Annotated in this window: 19 protein-coding genes; 9 read left to right on the plus strand and 10 right to left on the minus strand. The window is 63.9% G+C overall.

The genetic code is table 11. The annotated features are described in order from the left end of the window. Window positions 1-8: 8 nt before the first annotated feature. Window positions 9-698 (minus strand): response regulator, encoded by a 690-nt coding sequence (locus L0U84_RS18615; protein WP_233851621.1) that lies wholly within the window; start codon window positions 696-698, stop codon window positions 9-11. A gap of 262 nt (window positions 699-960) precedes the next feature. On the opposite strand from L0U84_RS18615, the gene L0U84_RS18620 reads away from it, so the two are divergent. From L0U84_RS18620 to L0U84_RS18645, 6 genes are all read left to right on the plus strand, one after another. Then, a complete protein-coding gene (locus L0U84_RS18620; RefSeq protein WP_233851622.1) occupies window positions 961-1,557 on the plus strand; it encodes a YbhB/YbcL family Raf kinase inhibitor-like protein in 597 nt (198 codons plus the stop codon). 83 nt (window positions 1,558-1,640) lie between these two features. Continuing rightward, the gene (locus tag L0U84_RS18625) at window positions 1,641-2,222 is read left to right on the plus strand and encodes a flavodoxin family protein (protein ID WP_233851623.1); all 582 of its coding nucleotides are present in this window, start codon (window positions 1,641-1,643) and stop codon (window positions 2,220-2,222) included. Between the two features lie 201 nt (window positions 2,223-2,423). Next, window positions 2,424-3,371, plus strand: coding sequence for an N-acetyl-gamma-glutamyl-phosphate reductase (gene argC / locus L0U84_RS18630; protein WP_233851624.1), 948 nt, complete (start codon window positions 2,424-2,426; stop codon window positions 3,369-3,371). Between the two features lie 505 nt (window positions 3,372-3,876). After that, the gene (locus L0U84_RS18635; protein WP_233851626.1) at window positions 3,877-5,262 is read left to right on the plus strand and encodes a DUF2957 domain-containing protein; all 1,386 of its coding nucleotides are present in this window, start codon (window positions 3,877-3,879) and stop codon (window positions 5,260-5,262) included. Between the two features lie 123 nt (window positions 5,263-5,385). Continuing rightward, window positions 5,386-6,645, plus strand: a complete 1,260-nt coding sequence (locus L0U84_RS18640; protein WP_233851628.1) for a DUF2957 domain-containing protein — start codon at window positions 5,386-5,388, stop codon at window positions 6,643-6,645. Between the two features lie 154 nt (window positions 6,646-6,799). After that, the gene (locus L0U84_RS18645; RefSeq protein WP_233851630.1) at window positions 6,800-7,624 is read left to right on the plus strand and encodes an OmpW/AlkL family protein; all 825 of its coding nucleotides are present in this window, start codon (window positions 6,800-6,802) and stop codon (window positions 7,622-7,624) included. A 246-nt stretch (window positions 7,625-7,870) separates the two neighbouring features. Here L0U84_RS18645 and L0U84_RS18650 read toward each other — a convergent pair whose 3' ends face one another. Together L0U84_RS18650 and L0U84_RS18655 are read right to left on the minus strand one after the other, a co-directional pair. Further along, a complete protein-coding gene (locus L0U84_RS18650; protein ID WP_233851632.1) occupies window positions 7,871-8,506 on the minus strand; it encodes a LysE family translocator in 636 nt (211 codons plus the stop codon). Between the two features lie 108 nt (window positions 8,507-8,614). After that, window positions 8,615-9,484 carry an NAD(P)-dependent oxidoreductase gene (locus L0U84_RS18655; protein ID WP_233851633.1) on the minus strand — a complete coding sequence of 290 codons (870 nt, stop codon included), beginning with the start codon at window positions 9,482-9,484 and terminating at the stop codon, window positions 8,615-8,617. A 93-nt stretch (window positions 9,485-9,577) separates the two neighbouring features. Here L0U84_RS18655 and L0U84_RS18660 point away from each other — a divergent pair, with 93 nt between their 5' ends. Both L0U84_RS18660 and L0U84_RS18665 read left to right on the plus strand, forming a co-directional pair. Beyond that, window positions 9,578-10,336, plus strand: coding sequence for a Mut7-C ubiquitin/RNAse domain-containing protein (locus L0U84_RS18660; RefSeq protein ID WP_233851634.1), 759 nt, complete (start codon window positions 9,578-9,580; stop codon window positions 10,334-10,336). Window positions 10,337-10,389: 53 nt separating this feature from the next. After that, window positions 10,390-10,668, plus strand: a complete 279-nt coding sequence (locus L0U84_RS18665; protein WP_233851635.1) for a hypothetical protein — start codon at window positions 10,390-10,392, stop codon at window positions 10,666-10,668. Window positions 10,669-10,817: 149 nt separating this feature from the next. On the opposite strand, the gene L0U84_RS18670 is transcribed toward L0U84_RS18665, so the two are convergent. Together L0U84_RS18670 and L0U84_RS18675 are read right to left on the minus strand one after the other, a co-directional pair. Next, window positions 10,818-11,027 (minus strand): hypothetical protein, encoded by a 210-nt coding sequence (locus L0U84_RS18670; protein ID WP_233852063.1) that lies wholly within the window; start codon window positions 11,025-11,027, stop codon window positions 10,818-10,820. A 279-nt stretch (window positions 11,028-11,306) separates the two neighbouring features. Beyond that, complete coding sequence (locus tag L0U84_RS18675; protein ID WP_233851636.1) at window positions 11,307-12,059, minus strand: IclR family transcriptional regulator domain-containing protein; 753 nt, start codon at window positions 12,057-12,059, stop codon at window positions 11,307-11,309. Between the two features lie 240 nt (window positions 12,060-12,299). Between L0U84_RS18675 and L0U84_RS18680 the strand changes: the two genes are divergently transcribed. Beyond that, complete coding sequence (locus L0U84_RS18680; RefSeq protein ID WP_233851637.1) at window positions 12,300-13,229, plus strand: DMT family transporter; 930 nt, start codon at window positions 12,300-12,302, stop codon at window positions 13,227-13,229. A 20-nt stretch (window positions 13,230-13,249) separates the two neighbouring features. Here L0U84_RS18680 and L0U84_RS18685 read toward each other — a convergent pair whose 3' ends face one another. The 5 genes from L0U84_RS18685 to L0U84_RS18705 form a co-directional block, all read right to left on the minus strand. After that, a complete protein-coding gene (locus L0U84_RS18685; RefSeq protein WP_233851638.1) occupies window positions 13,250-13,501 on the minus strand; it encodes a hypothetical protein in 252 nt (83 codons plus the stop codon). Window positions 13,502-14,303: 802 nt separating this feature from the next. Continuing rightward, window positions 14,304-15,218, minus strand: coding sequence for a DUF2242 domain-containing protein (locus L0U84_RS18690; protein WP_233851639.1), 915 nt, complete (start codon window positions 15,216-15,218; stop codon window positions 14,304-14,306). Between the two features lie 200 nt (window positions 15,219-15,418). Next, a complete protein-coding gene (locus L0U84_RS18695; protein WP_233851641.1) occupies window positions 15,419-16,072 on the minus strand; it encodes a lytic transglycosylase domain-containing protein in 654 nt (217 codons plus the stop codon). 125 nt (window positions 16,073-16,197) lie between these two features. Then, window positions 16,198-17,490: a cytochrome-c peroxidase gene (locus tag L0U84_RS18700; RefSeq protein WP_267939690.1), complete on the minus strand. Its 1,293-nt coding sequence runs from the start codon at window positions 17,488-17,490 to the stop codon at window positions 16,198-16,200. An 8-nt stretch (window positions 17,491-17,498) separates the two neighbouring features. Next, window positions 17,499-18,731 (minus strand): alkaline phosphatase family protein, encoded by a 1,233-nt coding sequence (locus L0U84_RS18705; protein ID WP_233851643.1) that lies wholly within the window; start codon window positions 18,729-18,731, stop codon window positions 17,499-17,501. Window positions 18,732-18,909: the final 178 nt, after the last annotated feature.

Genomic DNA, 18,909 nt, shown 5'->3' on the forward strand with positions numbered 1-18,909 from the left:
GCGCGAATTCAGGATTCGCTCGTGATGTCGTTGCGCGAGTTCGACGACAGATTCAGCAAACCATTGCTCTGCGCATACTGGAATAGTTGGGAGTCGCGATCGATTCCGAGCTTGCGCATGGCCGCGTTTTTCTGGGTGCTGATCGTCTTGATGCTGCGATTCAGACGCTCCGAGATTTCCTTGATCGTCAAACCCGATACGAACAGGCGCACGACTTCGAGTTCGCGCCGCGACAGCGTCGAGTCGTCGCGCTTGCCGACTGAATTGACTCGCAACCCATCGAGCACGGCCTTCACCGACGGACTCATATAAGTCATGCGACGGCCGACGTGCTGTACCGCAAGCGCAATATGGCTCATGTCGTCCGATTTGTTCACGACCGACGTCACGCCAAGCTCCCTGAGCCGTTTCACCAACGCGGCGTTCTCGAGCATGGTGAGCACGACGATAGGCAGGTTCGGGAAATTGCGGCGCAAATAATCGATGAGTTGCAAGCCATCGCCGTACTGGCCGCCCGGCATGGCCAGGTCGGTGACGAGCACGTCGCATTCGGTGGATTGCAACATTTTGACGAGTTCAGTGGACTGTCTCGCACGCCCAACGACCTGGATGCCGGGAAACTTGAGCAGCGCGTGTTCGGCGCCGAACAGAATAACCGGATGATCATCTGCCACCACGACCCTGAGTGAAACTTGCATCGTCCTCCTCTGACCGGATATACCGACCTCCACAAATTTATCTCGACGCTCGCAATTCAAACAAGTCAAATGCAGCCAGGGTCGCGCGACATCGGCTGCCACTATAGCTGAATTCCTATCTGCTAATTCCGCGACACGCGAACATATTGCGTCGCAGAGCTAATCAGCGCTGATGTTAGACTTGATTCGACCTTGGGGCACAATTCAGGACAACGACCATCGCGAGGACCCGCGCCTCGCGCCCTGACAGGAGAACCGGCATATGCGCATGCGTTGCCTGGTTGTTTCGCTGACTTCATCTAGGCGGCATCGATCGATCGCCGTCGGCGCGATGCTCGCGCTATCCGCGGCACATAGCGCCGGTGCGCGGGCCGACGGGGCATTCACGCTGACGAGCGCGAACGTGCGCGCGGGCGGCGCCGTGCAGAATGCGCAGGTGTTCGACCAGAACGACTGCAAGGGCGCCAACCGTTCACCGCAGCTCTCATGGCGCGACGCGCCAGCCGGCACGCGCGGCTTCGCGGTCACGATGTTCGACGAGGACGCGCCGGGGCGCGGCTGGTGGCACTGGGCGGTCGCGGGCATCCCGGCCACGGTCGACAGCCTGCCCGAGAATGCGAGCTCGTCCGGTTTCCTGCACAAGCTAGGCGCGGTCGAAGCGCGCAACGACTTCGATACCGACGGCTACGGCGGTCCATGCCCACCGCCCGGCAAACCGCATCGCTATATCATCACCGTGTACGCGCTCAACTCGGCCGATCTGCGTCTCGCGCAAGGACGTCCCGCGTTGATGTTCGATCACGAGATCGGCACGGCCACGATCGGCAGCGCGCGGCTGGTGGTCAATTACGGGCGCTAGCGGCTGCCATCATGGCGCGCTTGCCGCGCCGCATCGCCTGACTTGTGCCGTTCACCTCTCCGATTGCTTTGCTGGAGCGCTCCATGCCGAAGATCGTCATCGTTTATCACAGCGGCTACGGTCACACGAAGAAGGTCGCCGAAGCCGTGCTCGCGGGCGCGCTCGAAGCCGGCGCGCAGGCGAAGATGATGGCGGTCGGCGACCTCGACGACGCCTCGTGGGACGAACTCGCCGCCGCCGACGCGCTGATCTTCGGCGCGCCGACCTACATGGGCGGCCCGTCGGCCGACTTCAAGAAATTCGCCGACGCGAGCTCGAAGCCGTGGTTCGGCCAGGTGTGGAAAGACAAGATCGCGGCCGGCTTCACGAACTCGGCGACGATGAACGGCGACAAGTTCTCGACGATCCAGTACTTCGTCACGCTGGCGATGCAGCACAGCATGATCTGGGCAGGCACCGGCATGATGCCGTCGAACACGAAGGCCGCGACGCGCAACGACCTGAACTTCGTCGGCGGCTTTACCGGACTGCTCACGCAATCGGCGGCCGATGCGTCGCCCGACGAAGCACCGCCGCCGGGCGATCTCGAAACCGCGCGCCTGTTCGGCGCGCGCATCGCGGGCGTCACCGCGCGCTGGATCTCAGCGCGCGCGGCTAATGGCTGAACGGCGCGGGAATAACGTCCCGGCGCATCTGTGGTTCATCTTCGGTCATCAGCCCGCTTTCGCCACGCAACGAGTCACGCCGATGTCACGTTGCGCGCGCATCGTCGTTTTTTCGCGCTGCACCGCACGGTCGCGGCGATGAAGTCTTAAAATAACGTTCCGGCGCGGCGTCGCGCCCCGTTTCCAGCGAGTGAGATCGAGATGAGCACGAAAGTTTTTGTCGACGGACAGGAAGGCACGACCGGCCTGAAGATTTTTGAATACCTGTCGCAGCGCGCCGACGTCGAAATCCTGCGTATCGAAGAAGCGAAGCGCAAGGACCTCGACGAGCGCCGTCGTCTCATCAACGCGTCGGACGTCACGTTCCTGTGCCTGCCCGATGTCGCCTCGCGCGAATCCGCGTCGCTCGTCGAGAACGACCGCACGGTGCTGATCGACGCCAGCACCGCGTTCCGCACCTCGCCCGACTGGGCCTACGGCCTGCCCGAGCTGGCCCGCTCGCAGCGCGAGCGTCTGCGCACCGCCAGGCGCATCGCGGTGCCGGGCTGCCACGCCTCGGCGTTCGTGCTCGCGATGCGCCCGCTCGTCGAAGGCGGCGTCGTCGCGCCCGAATTCGCCGCGCACGCCTATTCGATCACCGGCTACAGCGGCGGCGGCAAGAAGATGATCGCCGACTACGAAGCCGGCGGCAACGACAGGCTCAAGAGCCCACGCCCGTACGCGCTCGGACTCACGCACAAGCATCTGCCGGAAATGGCCGCGCATACGGGCCTGAAGTCGGCGCCGATCTTCACGCCGATCGTCGGCGACTTCTACAAGGGCCTCGCGGTCACCACGTACTTCTCGCCGGGCCAGCTTGCGAAGAAGGCGACACCGCGCGACGTCCAGGCTCTATTCGCCGAGTACTACGCGGGCGAAGCGTTCGTGCACGTCGCACCGTTCGACGCCGACGCGAATCTCGACAACGGCTTCTTCGACGTGCAGGCGAACAACGACACCAATCGCGTCGACCTGTTCGTGTTCGGCAACGAGGAGCGTTTCGTGACCGTCGCGCGTCTGGACAATCTTGGCAAGGGCGCGTCGGGCGCAGCGATCCAGTGCATGAATCTCGCGGTCGGCGCGGCCGAAGACAGCGGTTTGAAGCGCTAGGCGCTTCGCCCCGTGGGACATCGACATCAAGTCGAGCGTTTCCGCAGTTCCCAGATAAAGCCGGTCTTTGCAGACCGGCTTTTTTGTTTTAACGCGTAACCATTAAAATTGAAACGAAATGTTTCTATTCGGTAGTCACCCGGATTACTCAAAATATAAAAATCAAATTATTCATTCGAATCGGTAATTCATTCCTCACAATTACATCGTCCTGCATTGTCTTCCGCATAGGGAAATTCCGGATTTTTTTGCGAACGAGCGTGCCAGGATGATAGAGCCTTTTTGCCAGGACGCCTGCCGATAAAGGCTGTGCGGCAAAGCAACGATGCCATGTTCAGCGTAAAAAATTCTTTTCTGTTTAAAAGAACCGCGTATGTCCGTGCAGTTCGCACACGCTTAAATTTGCACTGTTTGAATTGCTCTTTTTAGACGGCTCATTCAATTGACAGCCAATAAGCGCACAGCAAAATGACTCCCGCACAATTAAACCAAGGGAGACAGCAGCATGTCGCACGCCATGACTCGCGGCCTGGCAATCGCCATTGCCACGGCACCTTTTCTTATCGCTTGCGGCGGCGGCAAAGCCGACAATCCGGGCCCCGTCACGCCGACGCAATGCTCGGGAGCGAGTTGCGGCACGCAGGGCGCGCCGACGCCGAGCGCGACCACCGCGTCGCTGTGCCCCGACACCGCGGACATCGTCAAAAGCATCTACCTCGGTGGCGCGGGCAGCGGCGAAATCGTGCAACTGAATATCGACGCGACCGCGATGACCTACACGCTGAAGTGGCTCGAGTCGCCGATTCCGCTCACCAGCGCGAGCGTCTCCGTCACCCGCAAGGGCACGCGGATCGCGGGCGCGGTGATTCACCCGCCCACCGGCATGCTGCCGACCGCCGAGCAGACGCGCTGCGCGTTCATCCTCGGCGCGGGCACCGGCACCGCGTCGGACGGCACGACCTACACGACGCCCGACTTCGTCAACAACCCGAACCCGCCGATGATCCTGATCGGCCAGGGCGTTGCGGGCGGCGGAATTCCGGGCGCGACGATCCAGTACGCGGGCATCACGCTGCTGCCCGGCGTTCCCGCCATCGGCGCGGTCAACAGGCGGCACTTCGACTTCTATCCGTTCCTCGGCTTCGCGAGCACCACCACCGACATCACGAAGCTGCCCGGCACCTATAACGCGCTGCTCTACCACCTGTCGCCGACCGCGAACTACGAAACCGTCGCCACCAACTCCGTCGAAACCTTCGACGCGAGCGGCAACTGCACGTCATCGAGCTCGACCGGCTGTCTGAGCACCGGCAACGCGTTGACGCCGAACGGCAACGGCTATTTCGACAGCGCCAACCCGCCGCAGATCGTGCCGAGCACCGGCGCCACCAGCAATCCGCTGCGCACCGGCAAGTACGGCACCGCGCACATGATCCTCGGCCAGCTCAACGGCGCGACGGTCCCGCTCGTGGTCCGCACCGGCTACGTCGACACGAGCAACCTGCTCTCCCCGCAAGTCGACGACGAATCCGGCATCGCAATGCTCGCCGCGGCCACGCCGCTTGCCTCAGGTGGTTTCGACGGTGGCTACGTCGGCGCGGATTCGAACTTCAAGTACACGGCGACGCTGGTTCAGGGCGCGGCCGCGACGTTCATCAATCCATCGACGTCGGCCGCGGAAAGCTCGCTCGGTCTGAGCTACGGCGCGTCGAGCCTCGGTCTCGTCAACGTGCAGGACGGCACGGGCCACGCCGGCCTCGCGATCGCGTCGGGCGGGCTGTACGCGACCGTGATTCAGGGCGCGGAAAACGGCGGCATCACCTCGACGTCGGCGAATGCGGATACGCCGAGTGAGCCGTACTTCGGCATCGGCGCGCAGATCAGCAAATAAAAGCAACAGGCACCCGCTGCGCGCAACGCGCAGTCGACCCGCGCTGCTCAGTGCGGGACACATGAGCGGAAGGTGGCCGGAATGGGAGCCGGCCACACACAACGAGAACATCCGGGAGGCGGTATGAATTCGAAAATCATTTCGGTGCTGGCACTGTGCGCACCGTTGCTAGGGGCGTGCGGCGGCGGTGGCGGCGGCAGCAGTAACGGCGACGGACCGATGACCGAAACGCGGCTGTGCCCTGCGTCGCTCGACTACGGCACGGTCTTCACGGGCGGCGGCGGCGACGGCGAACTCGTCAAGCTGCAGCTCGATACGACGAAGATGACGTGGCAGGTCACCTACATCCAGTCGCCGATTCCCGCCACCACCGGCACCGTCACTCCGACGCGCGCGGGCCAGACCGCGAGCGGCACGCTGACTCAGGAAACCCTGCTGCCGACCAGCAAGCTGAACCAGTGCGCATTCCGTCTGAACGGCGCGAGCCTCGATACGAGCCGGCCAGCGCGGATTTTCGTAGGTGTTGGTGTAGCGGGCGGCACGATTCCCGGCGCGGAAATCTCGTTCGGCGGTGTGCTCGGCGTCGGCGCCGTGCCCGATACGACGTTCCCGTACTACCCGTTCATCGGCTTTTCGTCGATCGAGACGAATCTTGCGAACGTCGCGGGCACGTACAACCAGCTCGGCTATCACCAGGTGCCGTCGCAGAACTTCGCGCCGGTCGCGGTCGATTCGAAGATCACCATCAACAAGGACGGCACGTGGACCGAGTGCGACAACACCGGCGTCAATGCCGGCATCTGCCAGCAGCCCGGCAGCAACTTCCCGGTCACGGGCGATAGCAACAGCGGCGCGTTCGAAATCGACAACTTCCAGGGCCAGGCGAAACCGACGCTCGCGACGACGCCCAAAGCGCGCGGCTACATGATCGTCGGCAAGCTGAAGGGCCAACTGGTGCCGATCCTCGTGCGCACCGGCGCGGCGAACCCGTCGGCGACCACGCCGGTCAACGGCTCGACCGGGCCCTACGCCGACGACGAGTCCGGCATCTCGATCCTCGCGCCGCAAACCCCCACCGCGGTGAACGCGCAGAACGGCGAGTACATCGGCGTGGATAGCCAGTTCGATTACCGCACCACCGCGCTCGAGGGCACCGAGGCCACGCTGCTCGATCCGTTCAACGCGTCGCAGGCTTCGCTCGCGACCGCGCTGAATCTGGACTTCACGCAGACCGTGCCAGGTGTCGCGACGACCACGCAGGTGGGCGCATCGACCGGCACGAAGCCGACCGGAAAGATGATCTTCACGGGCGGCGTGTTGGGCTACCTCGACATGACCAACGCCGCTTCGCCGTACTTCACGATCGGCGCCTTCGTCCAGTGACCGGCGCCGCGCGCCGTGGTGCCTGCCTCGCCGGCAGCGCACCCGGCGACGCGGCGGCCGACGCCCTCCGAACCTCCCACTCAGCGGCCGGGCCGACGGCTCGTCGCCGCCCGCCGCGCGCGCCCGCGCGCTGCGGTGCCCGAAGAGGAACACGATGAAAAAAATCTGGATTGCGATACTGGCGACGCTGCTGTCGGCCAGTGCATACGCCCAGCATGCGGGCGACAACGTCGCCGCGCTCGGCTGGTTCCACGTGATGCCGCAGGATTCGAGCACGCCGCTCACGACCTACGTCGCGCCGACGCCGATCAATACGCCGCTGCGGCTGCCCAGTTCGTTCACGTCGCCCGGCACGGGTCTGTCGACCAACTCGGCCAACACGGTCGGCCTGGTGTTCAGCCATTACCTGACCGACCACATCGCGGTGACGACAGTCGCGGGCCTGCCGCCGACGTTCAAGATCTACGGCCACGGCACGATCAAGCCGCCGGGACCGGCCGGCGCGCTCGGCCAGCAGGATCTCGGCGATCCGCAGGCCAATCCGATCGTGAAGAGCGTGCGCCAGTGGAGCCCGGCACTGCTGTTCCAGTACTACTTCAACGCGCCGAGCGCGAAGCTGCGGCCGTTCGTCGGCGTCGGCGTGTCGTACAACTGGTTCTCCGATGTCCAGCTAAGCCAGAACTTCGTGCAGTCGACGCAGGAAAACCTCGGCGCCGTGCTCGCCGCCGGAGCGGGCAAGCCGGGGCTGACACAGGTGTCGGCGAAGGCGTCGTCGTCGTGGGCGCCGGTGTTCAATGCGGGCCTCGCGTACAACATCACCGAGCACTGGGGGCTCGTCGCATCGGTCACGTATATCCCGCTGAAGACGACGTCGTCGGTCATCATCAAGGCGGCGGATGGGACGGAGCTTGGCGTGTCGAAGGCGGATCTGAGCGCGAACCCGATCATTTCTTACCTGGCCGTGTCGTATAAGTTCTGAGTTCGGCTTGCTTTCGGATCGCGGTGGCGCTTGCCACGCAGCTGGCGAATTTCAGGCAAAAAAAAAGCCCGCCTAGGTTGGCGGGCTGAATCCATATCAGAGGAGACATGGAGGAGACAAGACGTACTATAGCAAACCGCTTGGTGCGTTGCAACATTAAAATTAGGGTTGACCCTCAAGTTGCAAACATACAACGGTCACATCAATACGCTTCAGTTTCCCCTTGTCTGCCTGGAGGCGCGGTGCTTAGTGCCGAACCAGCGCCATCATCGCTCCGAAACCGACGAACACACCGCCCGTCAGCCGGTTGAACATTCGCGCGACGCTGCGGCTCTTCAGCTTTGCACCAATGCGCGTGCCGAAACCCGCGTACACCAGATACCAGCTGACCTCGATCGACGCGAACGTCGCCAGCAGCACGCCGAACTGCGGCAACTTCGGCTGGGCGGCATCGATGAATTGGGGCAGCAGCGCGGCCGCGAACAGGATCGCCTTTGGGTTGCTGCTTGCGACCAGAAAGCCGTTGCGAAAGAGCGCGAAGCGCGAGCGCGCGGGCCTGAGCGTCAGTTCGTCGACGTTTTGCGCGGCGGTTTCGTCAGCCGGCGCGCGCCATGCCTTGATGCCCAGATACACGAGGTAGGCCGCGCCGATCATGCGCAAAGCGTTGAACATGGTCGGCCATGCCGCCAGAAACACGCCGAGTCCCGCCGCCGATACCGCCAGCATCAGCACCAGCGCCGACAGACAGCCGGCCATCGTCGCGCTCGCGCGGCGCAGGCCGTGCTGGGCGCCGTGCGTCATCACGAGCAGCATGTTGGGACCGGGAATCGCGGAAACGACGAAAACGGTGGCGGCGAACAGCCACCAGGTATGCAGAGTCATCGGAATCGGGGATAGGGAAATCGGGCGGCTATTATGCCTTGCCGCCCGCCGTGGCTGCACGCGGCCACGTTGCGTCGATCGCTCGCGTGCGGCGATCGACGGCCACCGTCAACGGCCCGCGCGCCGCGCCGCCACCTGGCCCAGCACCGCGAAATCCTTCTCGCCGTCGCCGTGCGCGATCGCTTCGATCAGGCTGTCGCGAACCACGCTCGCGACCGGCATCGGTGTCGTCACCGCATCGGCGGCGGCGAGCGCGAGGCGCACGTCCTTCAGCCCCAGGCGCGCCTTGAACAGCGCCGGCTCGAAGCGCTGCTCGGCGATCAGCTTGCCGTAACCCGAGTACACCGGTCCCGGGAACAGGCCGCTCGTGATCACGTCGAGGAAGTCCTGCATCGCGACGCCGTGGCCCGTTACGAGCGCGGACGCTTCGCCGAGCGTCTCGATCGCCGCGCCGAGCATGAAGTTCGCGGCCAGCTTCATCACGTTCGCCTGCTGCGGCAGCGAGCCGATGCGCCAGGTCTTCTGGCCGAGCGCGTCGAAAATCGGCTGGATCCGGTCGATCGATTCGGCCGGGCCGCCGGCGACGATCGTCAGCTTGCCCGCGGCCGCGACGTCAGGGCGCCCGAGCACCGGCGCGGCCACATAGTGCACGCCGCGCGACGCGTGCGCAGTCGCCAGTTCCTCGGCGAGGGTCACGGAAATCGTCGCCATGTTCGCGTGGATCAGCCCGCGCGGCGCATGTTCGAGCAGCGACGCGGTGATGACTTCGCGCAGCGCGGCATCGTCGGCGAGCATCGAGAACACGGCGTCGCCCGCAAACGCTTCTGCCGGCGTCGCGACGATCTGCGCGCCCAGCCCGGCCAGCGGCTGCGCCTTTTCCGGCGAACGGTTCCACACGCGCACCTGATGCCCGGCTTTCAGAATGTTTGCAACCATCGCGGCGCCCATCTCGCCGAGACCGATAAAACCGATGTCCATCTATCGCTCCGTCTTCTAAAGAACCCGAAGTAAAGCACACTCATGCGACAAGCGCAGGACAACCCGCCACCCGAGCGGTGCGATACTGCAGGCATGGTCACCGCGACATTCCGCTTCTACGAGGAGCTGAACGACTTCATCGCCCGGCCGCTGCGCCGGCGCGAGTTCACCTGCGTCTGCGCGCGCGACGCGACCGCCAAGCACATGATCGAGGTGCTCGGGGTGCCGCATACCGAGGTCGAATTGATCCTGGTGAACGGCGACTCGGTCGGTTTCGATCATCCGCTCGCCAACGGCGACCGCGTCGCGGTCTATCCGAAATTCGAGGCGCTCGATATCCAGCCGTTGCTACGCGTGCGCGAGCGGCCCCTGCGGGTGATGCGCTTCATCGCCGATGCCCATCTCGGCGGTCTCGCGCCGCTGCTGCGGCTCGCGGGCTTCGATACGCTGTACGACAACCACTTCCCCGACGCCGACATCGAGGCACTCGCCGCCGCGCAGCAGCGCATCGTGCTGACGCGCGACCGCGAGTTGCTCAAACGCCGCAACATCACGCATGGCTGCTATGTGCGCGCGCTGCGGCCGCGCGAGCAGTTGCGCGAAGTGTTCGAACGACTCGATCTCGCGCGCAGCGCGCAACCGTTTCGGCTATGCCTGGTATGCAACGCGCCGCTCCGACGTATCGCGCGCGAGGAAGCGGGCCCGCGCGTGCCGCACGGCGTGCTGCAGCGGCATACCCGCTTCGTCACCTGCGACGTATGCGGACGCGTATTCTGGGAAGGCACGCATTGGCAGAGGATGCGCGCGTTGATGGACAGCATGTCCGCCGGCACACCGGAGCGCATCGGCTGACGCCGCGCGCTTGCGTACAATGCGGGTTGATCTATCTAGCAGAGGCCTTTCCGATGGCGATGAAAAAAACCGACCTTGAAAAAAACAAGGCGCTGAAACTGGGCAATGCGATGAAGCACGCGGCCGCAAGCCGCGGCGGCATGGGCACGGCGAGCGAGCCGAAAATCGACCGGCGCGAGCAGCGCAAGCTCGACCAGGCACAGGGCCTCGTCCCGTTTGCTTGCAAGCTCAACAACGAGCTGGTGGAAGAGTTGAAGACGCGCGCCGCCGCGCATCCGGACGGCCTGAACGGGCTGCTCGATGAAGTGATCCGGCGCGGGCTCGCGGGCTGATCTCCGGCCCGCCAAATCCGCCGCAAAAGCAAAAAGGCCAGAGCGTGAGCTCTGGCCTTTTTGCTGGCAACGCATCTGCCTTCACGGCTACATCGGCCGACAAGCGGCACGGCGCAGCGGTACGGCCCGCCCGACGGGCGGGCGTTGGCTTAGTTCTGCGTGCCCTTGTCGTTCGTGCCAGCGGCCGAAGCTGCAGCGGAAACCGGAGCCTTCTTGCCGTGGGTTTTCAGTTGCTTGACGTGGTGCTTCTTCGGTGCGCTTGCAGCTGCCGCAGGAGCGGCATCCGATGCCTGTGCGAAAGCCTGAACGGAAACGAGAGCGATCGAAGCGGCTGCGAGCGAGACGATAACTTTTTTCATGTGTTGATCCCCAAACCAGACGACTGAGTCAATGTGAATGAATACAGCTGCACGGTAGAGCAGGCTGGACTTCGAGGCGCCTTGTGCTCCCCGCGGGAGAGTATTACCCAAGCGTAGGCGTTTTGTCATGCGTAAAACTCGATATGTATTTTCCGGGAGACAGCCTGCTTTCAGCGTGCTTTCAGTCGACCGGCAAGCCATACCAGGGACATTTTTCCGAGTGCGCGAAAATCCCTGCCGCGCGCTTCACCGGCCGCTTCACCGGCCCCTTCGCCGCGCTCAAACGAGGTTCCGCAGCAGGCTCGCGGTCTCCTGCAGCGCCGGCAAAACGCGGTGCAGCGCGGCGTTCGCCGACTCCTCGCCGATCGGCATGCTGACGCTGATCGCCGCGACCACCGTACCGTGCCGGTCGCGCAACGGTACCGCGACGCCGCGCACGCCGATCTCGAGTTGCTGGTCGGTGACCACGTAGCCGTTGCGGCGGATTTCGCCGAGCACTTCTCTGAGCCGTTCGACCGTCGAATAAGTGTATGGCGTGAAAACCTTGATCGGATACGACGCGAGCCACGGGTCGATGCTGTCGGGCGGCTGGAACGCGAGCAGCACGAGCCCCGCCGACGATAACGGCGCCGGCGCGCGCGAGCCTGTCACGAAACCGACCGCCATCGCCCGATTCACGCCGTTGCGCGCGACATAGACGACGTCGTGTTCGTCGAGGATCGCGACCAGCGCGGTTTCCTGCACCGTTGCGGTGATCCGCTGCAGGAACGGCTGCACAGTGCGCGGCAGGCGCGCCGAATCGAGGTACGACTGGCCGAGCCGCAGCACCCGCGGCGCGAGCCAGAACAGCTTGCTGTCGGTGTCGACATAGCCGAGCTCGCGCAGCGTCAGCAGATAGCGGCGCGCGGCCGTGCGCGACAGGCCGGCGCGCGCGGCGACCATCGTGGGCGTCATGCGCGCGTGCTCTTCGTCGAATGCTTCGATGATCGCAAGCGCCTTCGCGGCACCCGCGATCCAGTCCTTGTCGTCCATGTCGTTTGCTCGTGGTAGGGAGCGAGGCTTCGCGGCCCGCTCGGCAAGTCGCACGACCACGGTGATTCACACGCCGGTGACCGCGCGGCCGTTGCGCGATTATCGCGCGACTCGCGGGCTTTGCCTGCCCCGGTGCGCGAGGCCCGCGTATCATGTGAGCGATTCCTTACCGGCCTGGTACCGCGCGGTGCGCCTGCGCGGCTGCCCGGCGCGATCCACACGACAAATCAGAAGAACATTTTGAATCCCGATACCCGCCAACACCTGCGCGCGAACGTGCTGATGCTGATCGCCGCGATGATCTGGGGCTCCGCGTTCGTCGCACAGCGGCTCAGCCTCGACACGATCGGCCCGTTCCTGTTCACTGGTTTGCGCTTTCTGCTCGGCGCGCTCGTCGTTCTGACGATGATCGTTTGCGTGCGCCGCCCGGCGCTCGCCGAGCTGACGAAGCGCGCGCCCGGCGGGGCCCGCGAACTGCTGGGCGCGGGCGGGCTGCTCGGTGTCGTGCTGGCCGTGTCGATCTCGCTGCAGCAGATCGGCCTGCAGTACACGAAGATCGCGAACGCGGGCTTCATCAGCTCGCTTTATGTGGTGATCGTGCCGCTGCTCGGCGTGCTGTTTCGCCACCGGACCGGCCTCGGGACGTGGCTTGGCGCGCTGCTCGCGGCCGTTGGCATGTACTTCCTGAGCGTCGACGAGCACTTCGCGATGCTCTATGGCGACTGGTATCAGCTCGCCGGAGCGCTGGTGATTTCCGCGCAGATGATGCTGGTCGGCCGCTTCGCGGCGCGCCACGACACGCTGATGCTCGCGCTCGTGCAGTTCGTGACTTGCGGGCTCGTGTGTCTGGCGATTGGTGTGGTCGTCGAGCCCCTCAGCGCCGAGGTGATTGCGCGGGCCGCGCCGACGATCGCGTACGGCGGAGCGTTGTCGGTAGGCGTCGCGTATACGATTCAGGTGGTCGCGCAGCGCTACGCGGCGCCCTCGCATGCGGCGGTGATTTTCAGCATGGAAGGCGTGTTCGCGGCATTCGCGGGCTGGCTCGTGCTCGGCGAAACGCTGACAGCTCGCGCGTTGTTCGGCTGTGCGCTGATGCTGGCGGGATTGATCGTGTGTCAGGTACTGCCGGGGTGGAAGCGTGCCCGGCAGCGTGCGCCGCAGACGTCGTAAATAAGTGGTTGCGCAGTGAGCTATGCCGCGCGCGGATGGGCGAGCAGGTTCTGCGTATCGGCGGTCGGCGGAAACACGCACCAGCAGCCGTCGTCGTGACGAAAGAAGAACAAACCGCGCCCGCCCTCTTCCGACGACGTCTGCACCCTCACATAACGCCGCCCGCCCGTGCGCGTGCGGCTGAACTCCGTCACGTGAACTGGCTCGGCCGGCGACGGCGCCAGCCACTTCTCGACCAGAAACCGCAACGACTGCTCGCTCGCGGCTCTCATGATCTGCTCCGGAACAGCTTGTCCCGCTGCGCGTCGCGCGTGGATTCGGGGCTGTCGTCGTCGCGAGTGGAGTCGCCGTCCTCGGCGGCCTCGGCGGCCGCCAGCGCCATCACCCGATTGGTCGCGGCAGCGCGTAACGTACTGCAATGGGCCGCATGTCGAAGGTCCGAGAGAAGACGGACTAACTGTCGTGCTGATCTGCGTTTCATACATCCCCCCGCACTGCACCAGAAACCTCACAAAGCACTTTAACTTTATGCCGGATTCGGCTCTGGCCAAATGGTTTTGACTAAATAGCAACAGTTGCGCTTGCAATAAGAACGTACGCAATCTTCGTACCGCGTTATCAATTTGCGCGTTCGGCGGGCGGAAATCTGTGCGTTGGCGAGCGCTTCGCATCGTGCGAAGCGCGGGTGCAGCGGCCGGTGTCGGCGGGGGAGCAACGGGAAGCGTCGTTCGGACGCGGCAGTTATCCACAGCCGCCTCTGAATAACGTCGGGATAGAGCAATGAACAGCCTGTGCGCGAAATCTTGATAAAGGTGGGGGTCGGTTAACAGGTGTTGGAAGTTATCCAACTTATGTAGTTTTTCTACCGACGTGTTCCGCAGGGTTATGGATTTCGCATGCTGTTGAAGCGGCGCGATATTTGCGAGTTATCCACAGAATCGGTGAGCCCTTGTTAACTACTACTACGTATGTATACGTATCAAGTAAACACCATAAGGTGAATATCGCTGCGCGCCTGAATCAGAGGCTGATCGGATCTTGATCAGCCTCGATACGAAAGCGGCTGCGCCCTGATCACGGCACCAGCGTCGTACCGCTCGCGGGTTCGATCGCTGCCGCCTGGCCGATCGGGTCGGCGGGTTGGGTGACGGGTAAGGATGGGGTTAACGGAACGGGTGCGGGCGCGGTTAACTGCACCAGTGTGGGCGCGGGCACTGACTTGACCGCCTGAGCCGCGACTGGCGGCATGACCGCGATGGGCGTGCCGGTCGTCAGCGGCACGGGCGCTGGCGACGTCGTCGGAACCGGCACGCTCGGCGCCGTCTGAACGGCAGCGGGAGTCGTTGGCGGTATCGGCTCGGGTACCGGTTCAGGAATCGTCAGTTGGAGCGGCGTGGCTACCGGCATCGGCAGCGTGCGCGTTTCGATCGCACTGCTCGTCACCGGCTGCGTGCGCACGACAGTCTGCAGATAATGATCGACGAGGCTGAAAAAGCGGTCGTAGAACTTGCCCGACGGAATCGTCTCGCTCGAGATCTTCACCATCGCGTCGCTATTCGAGCGGATCGGCAGCGACAGCGAACCGAGCACGCTGAGCCCGACGCTCGCCGACGTATCGCTCTTCTTCAACGCGAAGCCGTTCTGCACCGCGTTCACATAAACGATGCTGGTATCGGCAGCCTCTTCGCCGGGCGTGCAGACGACGTGAAATTCGACGACCACGTGCGAATCGCCGGTCGGCTGGAAATTCTTCGTGCCGTCGACGGTATCGGGATGCGACATCGTCGTCAGATAGCCCTGGCTCAGCAGCGCGCGGCGCGCGGCTTCGCAGCTATCGCCCGTACTCGAATTGAAATTGCGCGCGTACGGGCTTGCGCCGGTTTCGAACAGTTCCTGAGTGAATTTGGGTTGCGGCGTGCTGCTGCATGCCGTGAGCGCGAGCAGGCCGAACAAGGCCGCGGCGGTGGTGCGGGAAAAGGAGATCTGCATGATCAGGTGCAAGAAGCGCCTCGTGAGCGCGAATGGGAATGCATTGTAGAGCGGGCAGCGTCAGGTGCGTAAAAGGCGTGCAAGGTGCAGCCCAGGCCTGGTTGCGGCAGGCAACAGCACACAGTTTGATGCACACCGCAGGGGCTTCGCGGCGTGAGCAGTCGGGAACGGGACAAGAAAACCCGCGAGCGCGAGCGCGCCTAGTTCGACGGCGTGCGCGTCGAACTGACTGCCGCGGCCGCCCCGCTCGCCGCCGTTGCCCCAAGTGGAGTGAGCGGCCCCGGCACGCTGAACGCGTCGGCCCACGGGCTTGCGCCGGCGCAACGATCGGCCTCGCACGACGGAGCCGGTCCAGCGGCCCCTGAAGCGCCGTCTGCAGGCGTCGCAACCGCCGCGAAATCCTCGACACGCAGATTCACCTTCTGCGCATAGGCCTTCGAGCCGCCATAGCTCTTGAGCGCGGCGTCCAGATCGCCGTTTGCCGAGCGCATGTAGCCGTACAGGATCGCCGAGCCGGCTTCGATATTCGCGCCCGGCTCGGTCAGGTCCTTCACGTTGCGCAGCAGCCCGCGGTGCGCCTGCGGCACGACCTGCATCAGCCCAGTCGCGCCATTGGCGCCGTGGGCTTTTTCCTTGAAGCGGGATTCGATCGAGATGATGGCGAGCAGCAGCGCCGGAGGGAGGGAGTATTTGTTGGCGGCGGATTGCACCGCGTCGGAAATCTTTTGAGCTTTCTCTTTGCCGACCCCGAACTTCTGCGTCAGGTACGCCGATATTCGGTCAGTGTTTTCGTCGGCCGTCGCGGTTTGCGCGAGGCCCAACGAAAGCACGATCAGGCAAAGTAACCGGCTCATGGCGGACGACGGAGGAAGCAAAGATCCGCGCATTATAGCGCCGCTGTGCCGGGCGGCGCCCTTCTTCGACAATTTTTGTCTTTTAAATCAAGGGCGACCAGAACTCTTCGCATTCTTCGATGCGCTTATTTGACCGCTTTGGCCTTCAGGTCGTAGCCGTCGGTCAGCGTCGCGAGGAATGCGGCGACGTCGTCGATATCGTGCTCGGACCAGACCGGACGCTCGCCCGTTTTGCGGGTCAGCGGCTCGTCGGTCGTGTCGACGTTCACACGCAAGGCGACCGGCAGATCGTTGAATTTGTCGACTTTGCCGTGCGCATCCTTCGGATACCACTTGTCCGGGTTCGTATCGCGTTGCACATAGAAGCGCAGCGCATCCTTCAGCGTATGGAAGCGGCCGTTATGGAAAAACACCTGACGCGTCGCGGTATTGCGTAACGATACCGACTTGAACAGCCCGCAGTTCCCCTTGTCGCTCTGATCCGTGCGCAAGGGTCCACACAGGCCCATGTCGAAATACTTCGGATCGGCGTTGACCTTCAGCTCCGGGTTGCGGGGCACGCCTAGCGCCTGAAAGTTGAAGTCGGTGAAGAGCGGATGGGCGCCGTTCACGCCCGACTGGTCGATATGACAGGACGCGCAATTGCCGCCGGCGGGGTCGTCGAATAGCTTTTTGCCGTGCAACTCTTGTGCAGTTAGTTGCACTTTTCCGTCCAGGTAGTAATCGAACTTGCTCGTGTACGGATGAAAACTCGGGTCTTCGAGCTCGAAGCGCTCGATCGCGTACATCGCCTGCGTGAACGCTTTCGACGGATCGGCAAAAATGTTCTGGCCGAACACTTCCTTGAAGCGCGTCGCGTACGGCGCGCGTTGCAGCTTCGCGAGCAAGGCGGCCGGATCCTTGTTGGCCATCTCGTTCGGGTTGAATAGCGGGAAGCTCGCCTGATCGTACAGATAGTTGAAGCGCCCGTCCCAGCCGAAGCCGCCGACCGGCGCGTTATCCGTTTCGCTGAGCCGCTCGGACAGGCTCGCCGCCTGCGCATGCGTCCAGATTGGCGTGCGGTTCAGCACGTAGCGCAAGCTCGGCACCGCGCGCGTGCCCTGCTGACGCATGTCCGCGCCGCCCAGTTGCGCGGCGAGACCGTTGGGCGGCCCGTACGCGTGCTCGGGACTGTGACAGCTCGCGCACGACATCTTGCCCGAGCCCGACAGCGCGGGATCGAAGAACATCAGCTTGCCGAGCGCGGCGGCGTCGCTGTAGACGGGCTTCGCATCGGCGGGCGTCGGGGTCGGGGTCGGCGTCGACGCAACGGCGCCCGCCGCGCCGGCGCTCCCCAGCAACGCGCCGCCCATCAGGGCGGCGAGCGCCATCCGACGCGCGCTCGCGCGCGCCGTGAATCGCATGACAGAAGACAGCATCGAGTCTTTTACAGGTTCGTGAAGATGTCGCTACCGAACCCGACCAGACCGGCCTGTCCCGCGTAGCCGAGGTGATCGAGCTGGAAGATGTCTTCAATGCTCTTGAGCATCGAATAGTGGTTGTACGGCACCGTCGACACCGTGCCGGGCTTGATGAACTTCGAGATCATCACCGCGCCGGTCTGGTCGCCGCCGTAGCTCGTCTTGGTCAGGCTGATCGTGATGCCGTTATATGCGAGCGACGAAGTCTCCGGGAACGACGGCAGATTCGGGCCCGGCTGCTGGCTACAGCAGGTCGTGCCGGAAAACACCAGGTCCTCGCCCGACGCGGACTGCGTGACCGTCGCGTAGCTGCTTTCGTCGAAGTTGATGATCAGCAGGCCGTCCTTCTGGAACGCCGGCGACGCGGTGATGATCGGCACCCACTTCTGCAGGAACGTGTTCGCGCTCGTCAGGCCGCCCGGCTGACCGTTCACGCAAGGCGCGTCGTGGCCGTCGTCGCACAGGCTCGGCGTGATCAGGTTGAAGTTCGCCGTGGTCGAGACCGATTGCAGATCGCTCTGCAGGTTATTCAGATTGACCACGTGCTGCCCGCAGTCCGGCGAGTCGATGATCGAGTGGAAGTACATGAACGGGTTGTGGCGCGTCGCGTACTGGTCGCCGAGCGGAACGGCCGCGCTCGGTGCCTCGGCCGACTGCGTCAGGTCCGTCGTGTTCAGCGTCGGGTGGCCGCAGGTGGCTGCTTCGCGCGACGGGTCGTTGCCCATGTCGCCTTCATAGCCCTTCCACGTGTAGCCCGCTGCCTTCAGCTGGTCCGGCAGCGTCTTGACGCTCGCCGGATACACGCAGCCCGAGCCGATCGCCTGGCCATCGGACGTCATGCCGGTCAGCTTGAAGTCCTGATAGGTGATGCAGTCGTTGTCGGTCTCGTTGGTCGGCGACTGGCCGCTGATCATCGAGACGTAATTGTCGAGACTCACGTGGCCCGTGCCGTAGTACTGCTGCACGAACGCGCCTTGCGACGCAAGCGTTTTTGCGAGATACGGGGCTTTGGTGTTGGCGCCGAACGTGGTCGCGTAGTTTTCGTTTTCGAGCGTGATGACGAAGACGTGGCGGATCTGCTGCTGGCCGGTCAGTTGCACCCCGCCGGAAGAAGACGAGCCACAGGCGGCCACGATCAATGCGAGTAAAGCCGCGCAAGCGGCCATGATGAATGCGCGTAACCCGATGCGGTGTGACATGTTGGTTGCCCTTTGTTGTTACCTTTTTGTTGCCCTGTAGGGAGTGCTGTTTTATTTGCGGGCAGACTTTAGGGAGCGCTGATGACATCGGCGTGAAATTTGACGTTAGTTCACCGATAAGTCCGCCGGCGAAACAGCGAACGTGTCGGCATCGCGAATTTGCTCGTATCGCGACGGG

This window comes from Paraburkholderia sp. HD33-4, assembly GCF_021390635.1.
In the GTDB taxonomy this organism is placed as follows: domain Bacteria; phylum Pseudomonadota; class Gammaproteobacteria; order Burkholderiales; family Burkholderiaceae; genus Paraburkholderia.

Excerpts from the sequence above, each read along its gene's own strand:
- L0U84_RS18670 (WP_233852063.1), bottom strand. The coding sequence starts at position 11,027 with ATGAAAAAAGTTATCGTCTCGCTCGCAGCCGCTTCGATCGCTCTCGTT.
- L0U84_RS18625 (WP_233851623.1), top strand. The coding sequence starts at position 1,641 with ATGCCGAAGATCGTCATCGTTTATCACAGCGGCTACGGTCACACGAAG.
- L0U84_RS18675 (WP_233851636.1), bottom strand. The coding sequence starts at position 12,059 with ATGGACGACAAGGACTGGATCGCGGGTGCCGCGAAGGCGCTTGCGATC.
- L0U84_RS18635 (WP_233851626.1), top strand. The coding sequence starts at position 3,877 with ATGTCGCACGCCATGACTCGCGGCCTGGCAATCGCCATTGCCACGGCA.
- L0U84_RS18650 (WP_233851632.1), bottom strand. The coding sequence starts at position 8,506 with ATGACTCTGCATACCTGGTGGCTGTTCGCCGCCACCGTTTTCGTCGTT.
- L0U84_RS18615 (WP_233851621.1), bottom strand. The coding sequence starts at position 698 with ATGCAAGTTTCACTCAGGGTCGTGGTGGCAGATGATCATCCGGTTATT.
- argC (WP_233851624.1), top strand. The coding sequence starts at position 2,424 with ATGAGCACGAAAGTTTTTGTCGACGGACAGGAAGGCACGACCGGCCTG.
- L0U84_RS18640 (WP_233851628.1), top strand. The coding sequence starts at position 5,386 with ATGAATTCGAAAATCATTTCGGTGCTGGCACTGTGCGCACCGTTGCTA.
- L0U84_RS18685 (WP_233851638.1), bottom strand. The coding sequence starts at position 13,501 with ATGAGAGCCGCGAGCGAGCAGTCGTTGCGGTTTCTGGTCGAGAAGTGG.
- L0U84_RS18690 (WP_233851639.1), bottom strand. The coding sequence starts at position 15,218 with ATGCAGATCTCCTTTTCCCGCACCACCGCCGCGGCCTTGTTCGGCCTG.
- L0U84_RS18700 (WP_267939690.1), bottom strand. The coding sequence starts at position 17,490 with ATGCTGTCTTCTGTCATGCGATTCACGGCGCGCGCGAGCGCGCGTCGG.
- L0U84_RS18660 (WP_233851634.1), top strand. The coding sequence starts at position 9,578 with ATGGTCACCGCGACATTCCGCTTCTACGAGGAGCTGAACGACTTCATC.
- L0U84_RS18645 (WP_233851630.1), top strand. The coding sequence starts at position 6,800 with ATGAAAAAAATCTGGATTGCGATACTGGCGACGCTGCTGTCGGCCAGT.
- L0U84_RS18705 (WP_233851643.1), bottom strand. The coding sequence starts at position 18,731 with ATGTCACACCGCATCGGGTTACGCGCATTCATCATGGCCGCTTGCGCG.
- L0U84_RS18665 (WP_233851635.1), top strand. The coding sequence starts at position 10,390 with ATGGCGATGAAAAAAACCGACCTTGAAAAAAACAAGGCGCTGAAACTG.
- L0U84_RS18695 (WP_233851641.1), bottom strand. The coding sequence starts at position 16,072 with ATGAGCCGGTTACTTTGCCTGATCGTGCTTTCGTTGGGCCTCGCGCAA.
- L0U84_RS18655 (WP_233851633.1), bottom strand. The coding sequence starts at position 9,484 with ATGGACATCGGTTTTATCGGTCTCGGCGAGATGGGCGCCGCGATGGTT.
- L0U84_RS18620 (WP_233851622.1), top strand. The coding sequence starts at position 961 with ATGCGCATGCGTTGCCTGGTTGTTTCGCTGACTTCATCTAGGCGGCAT.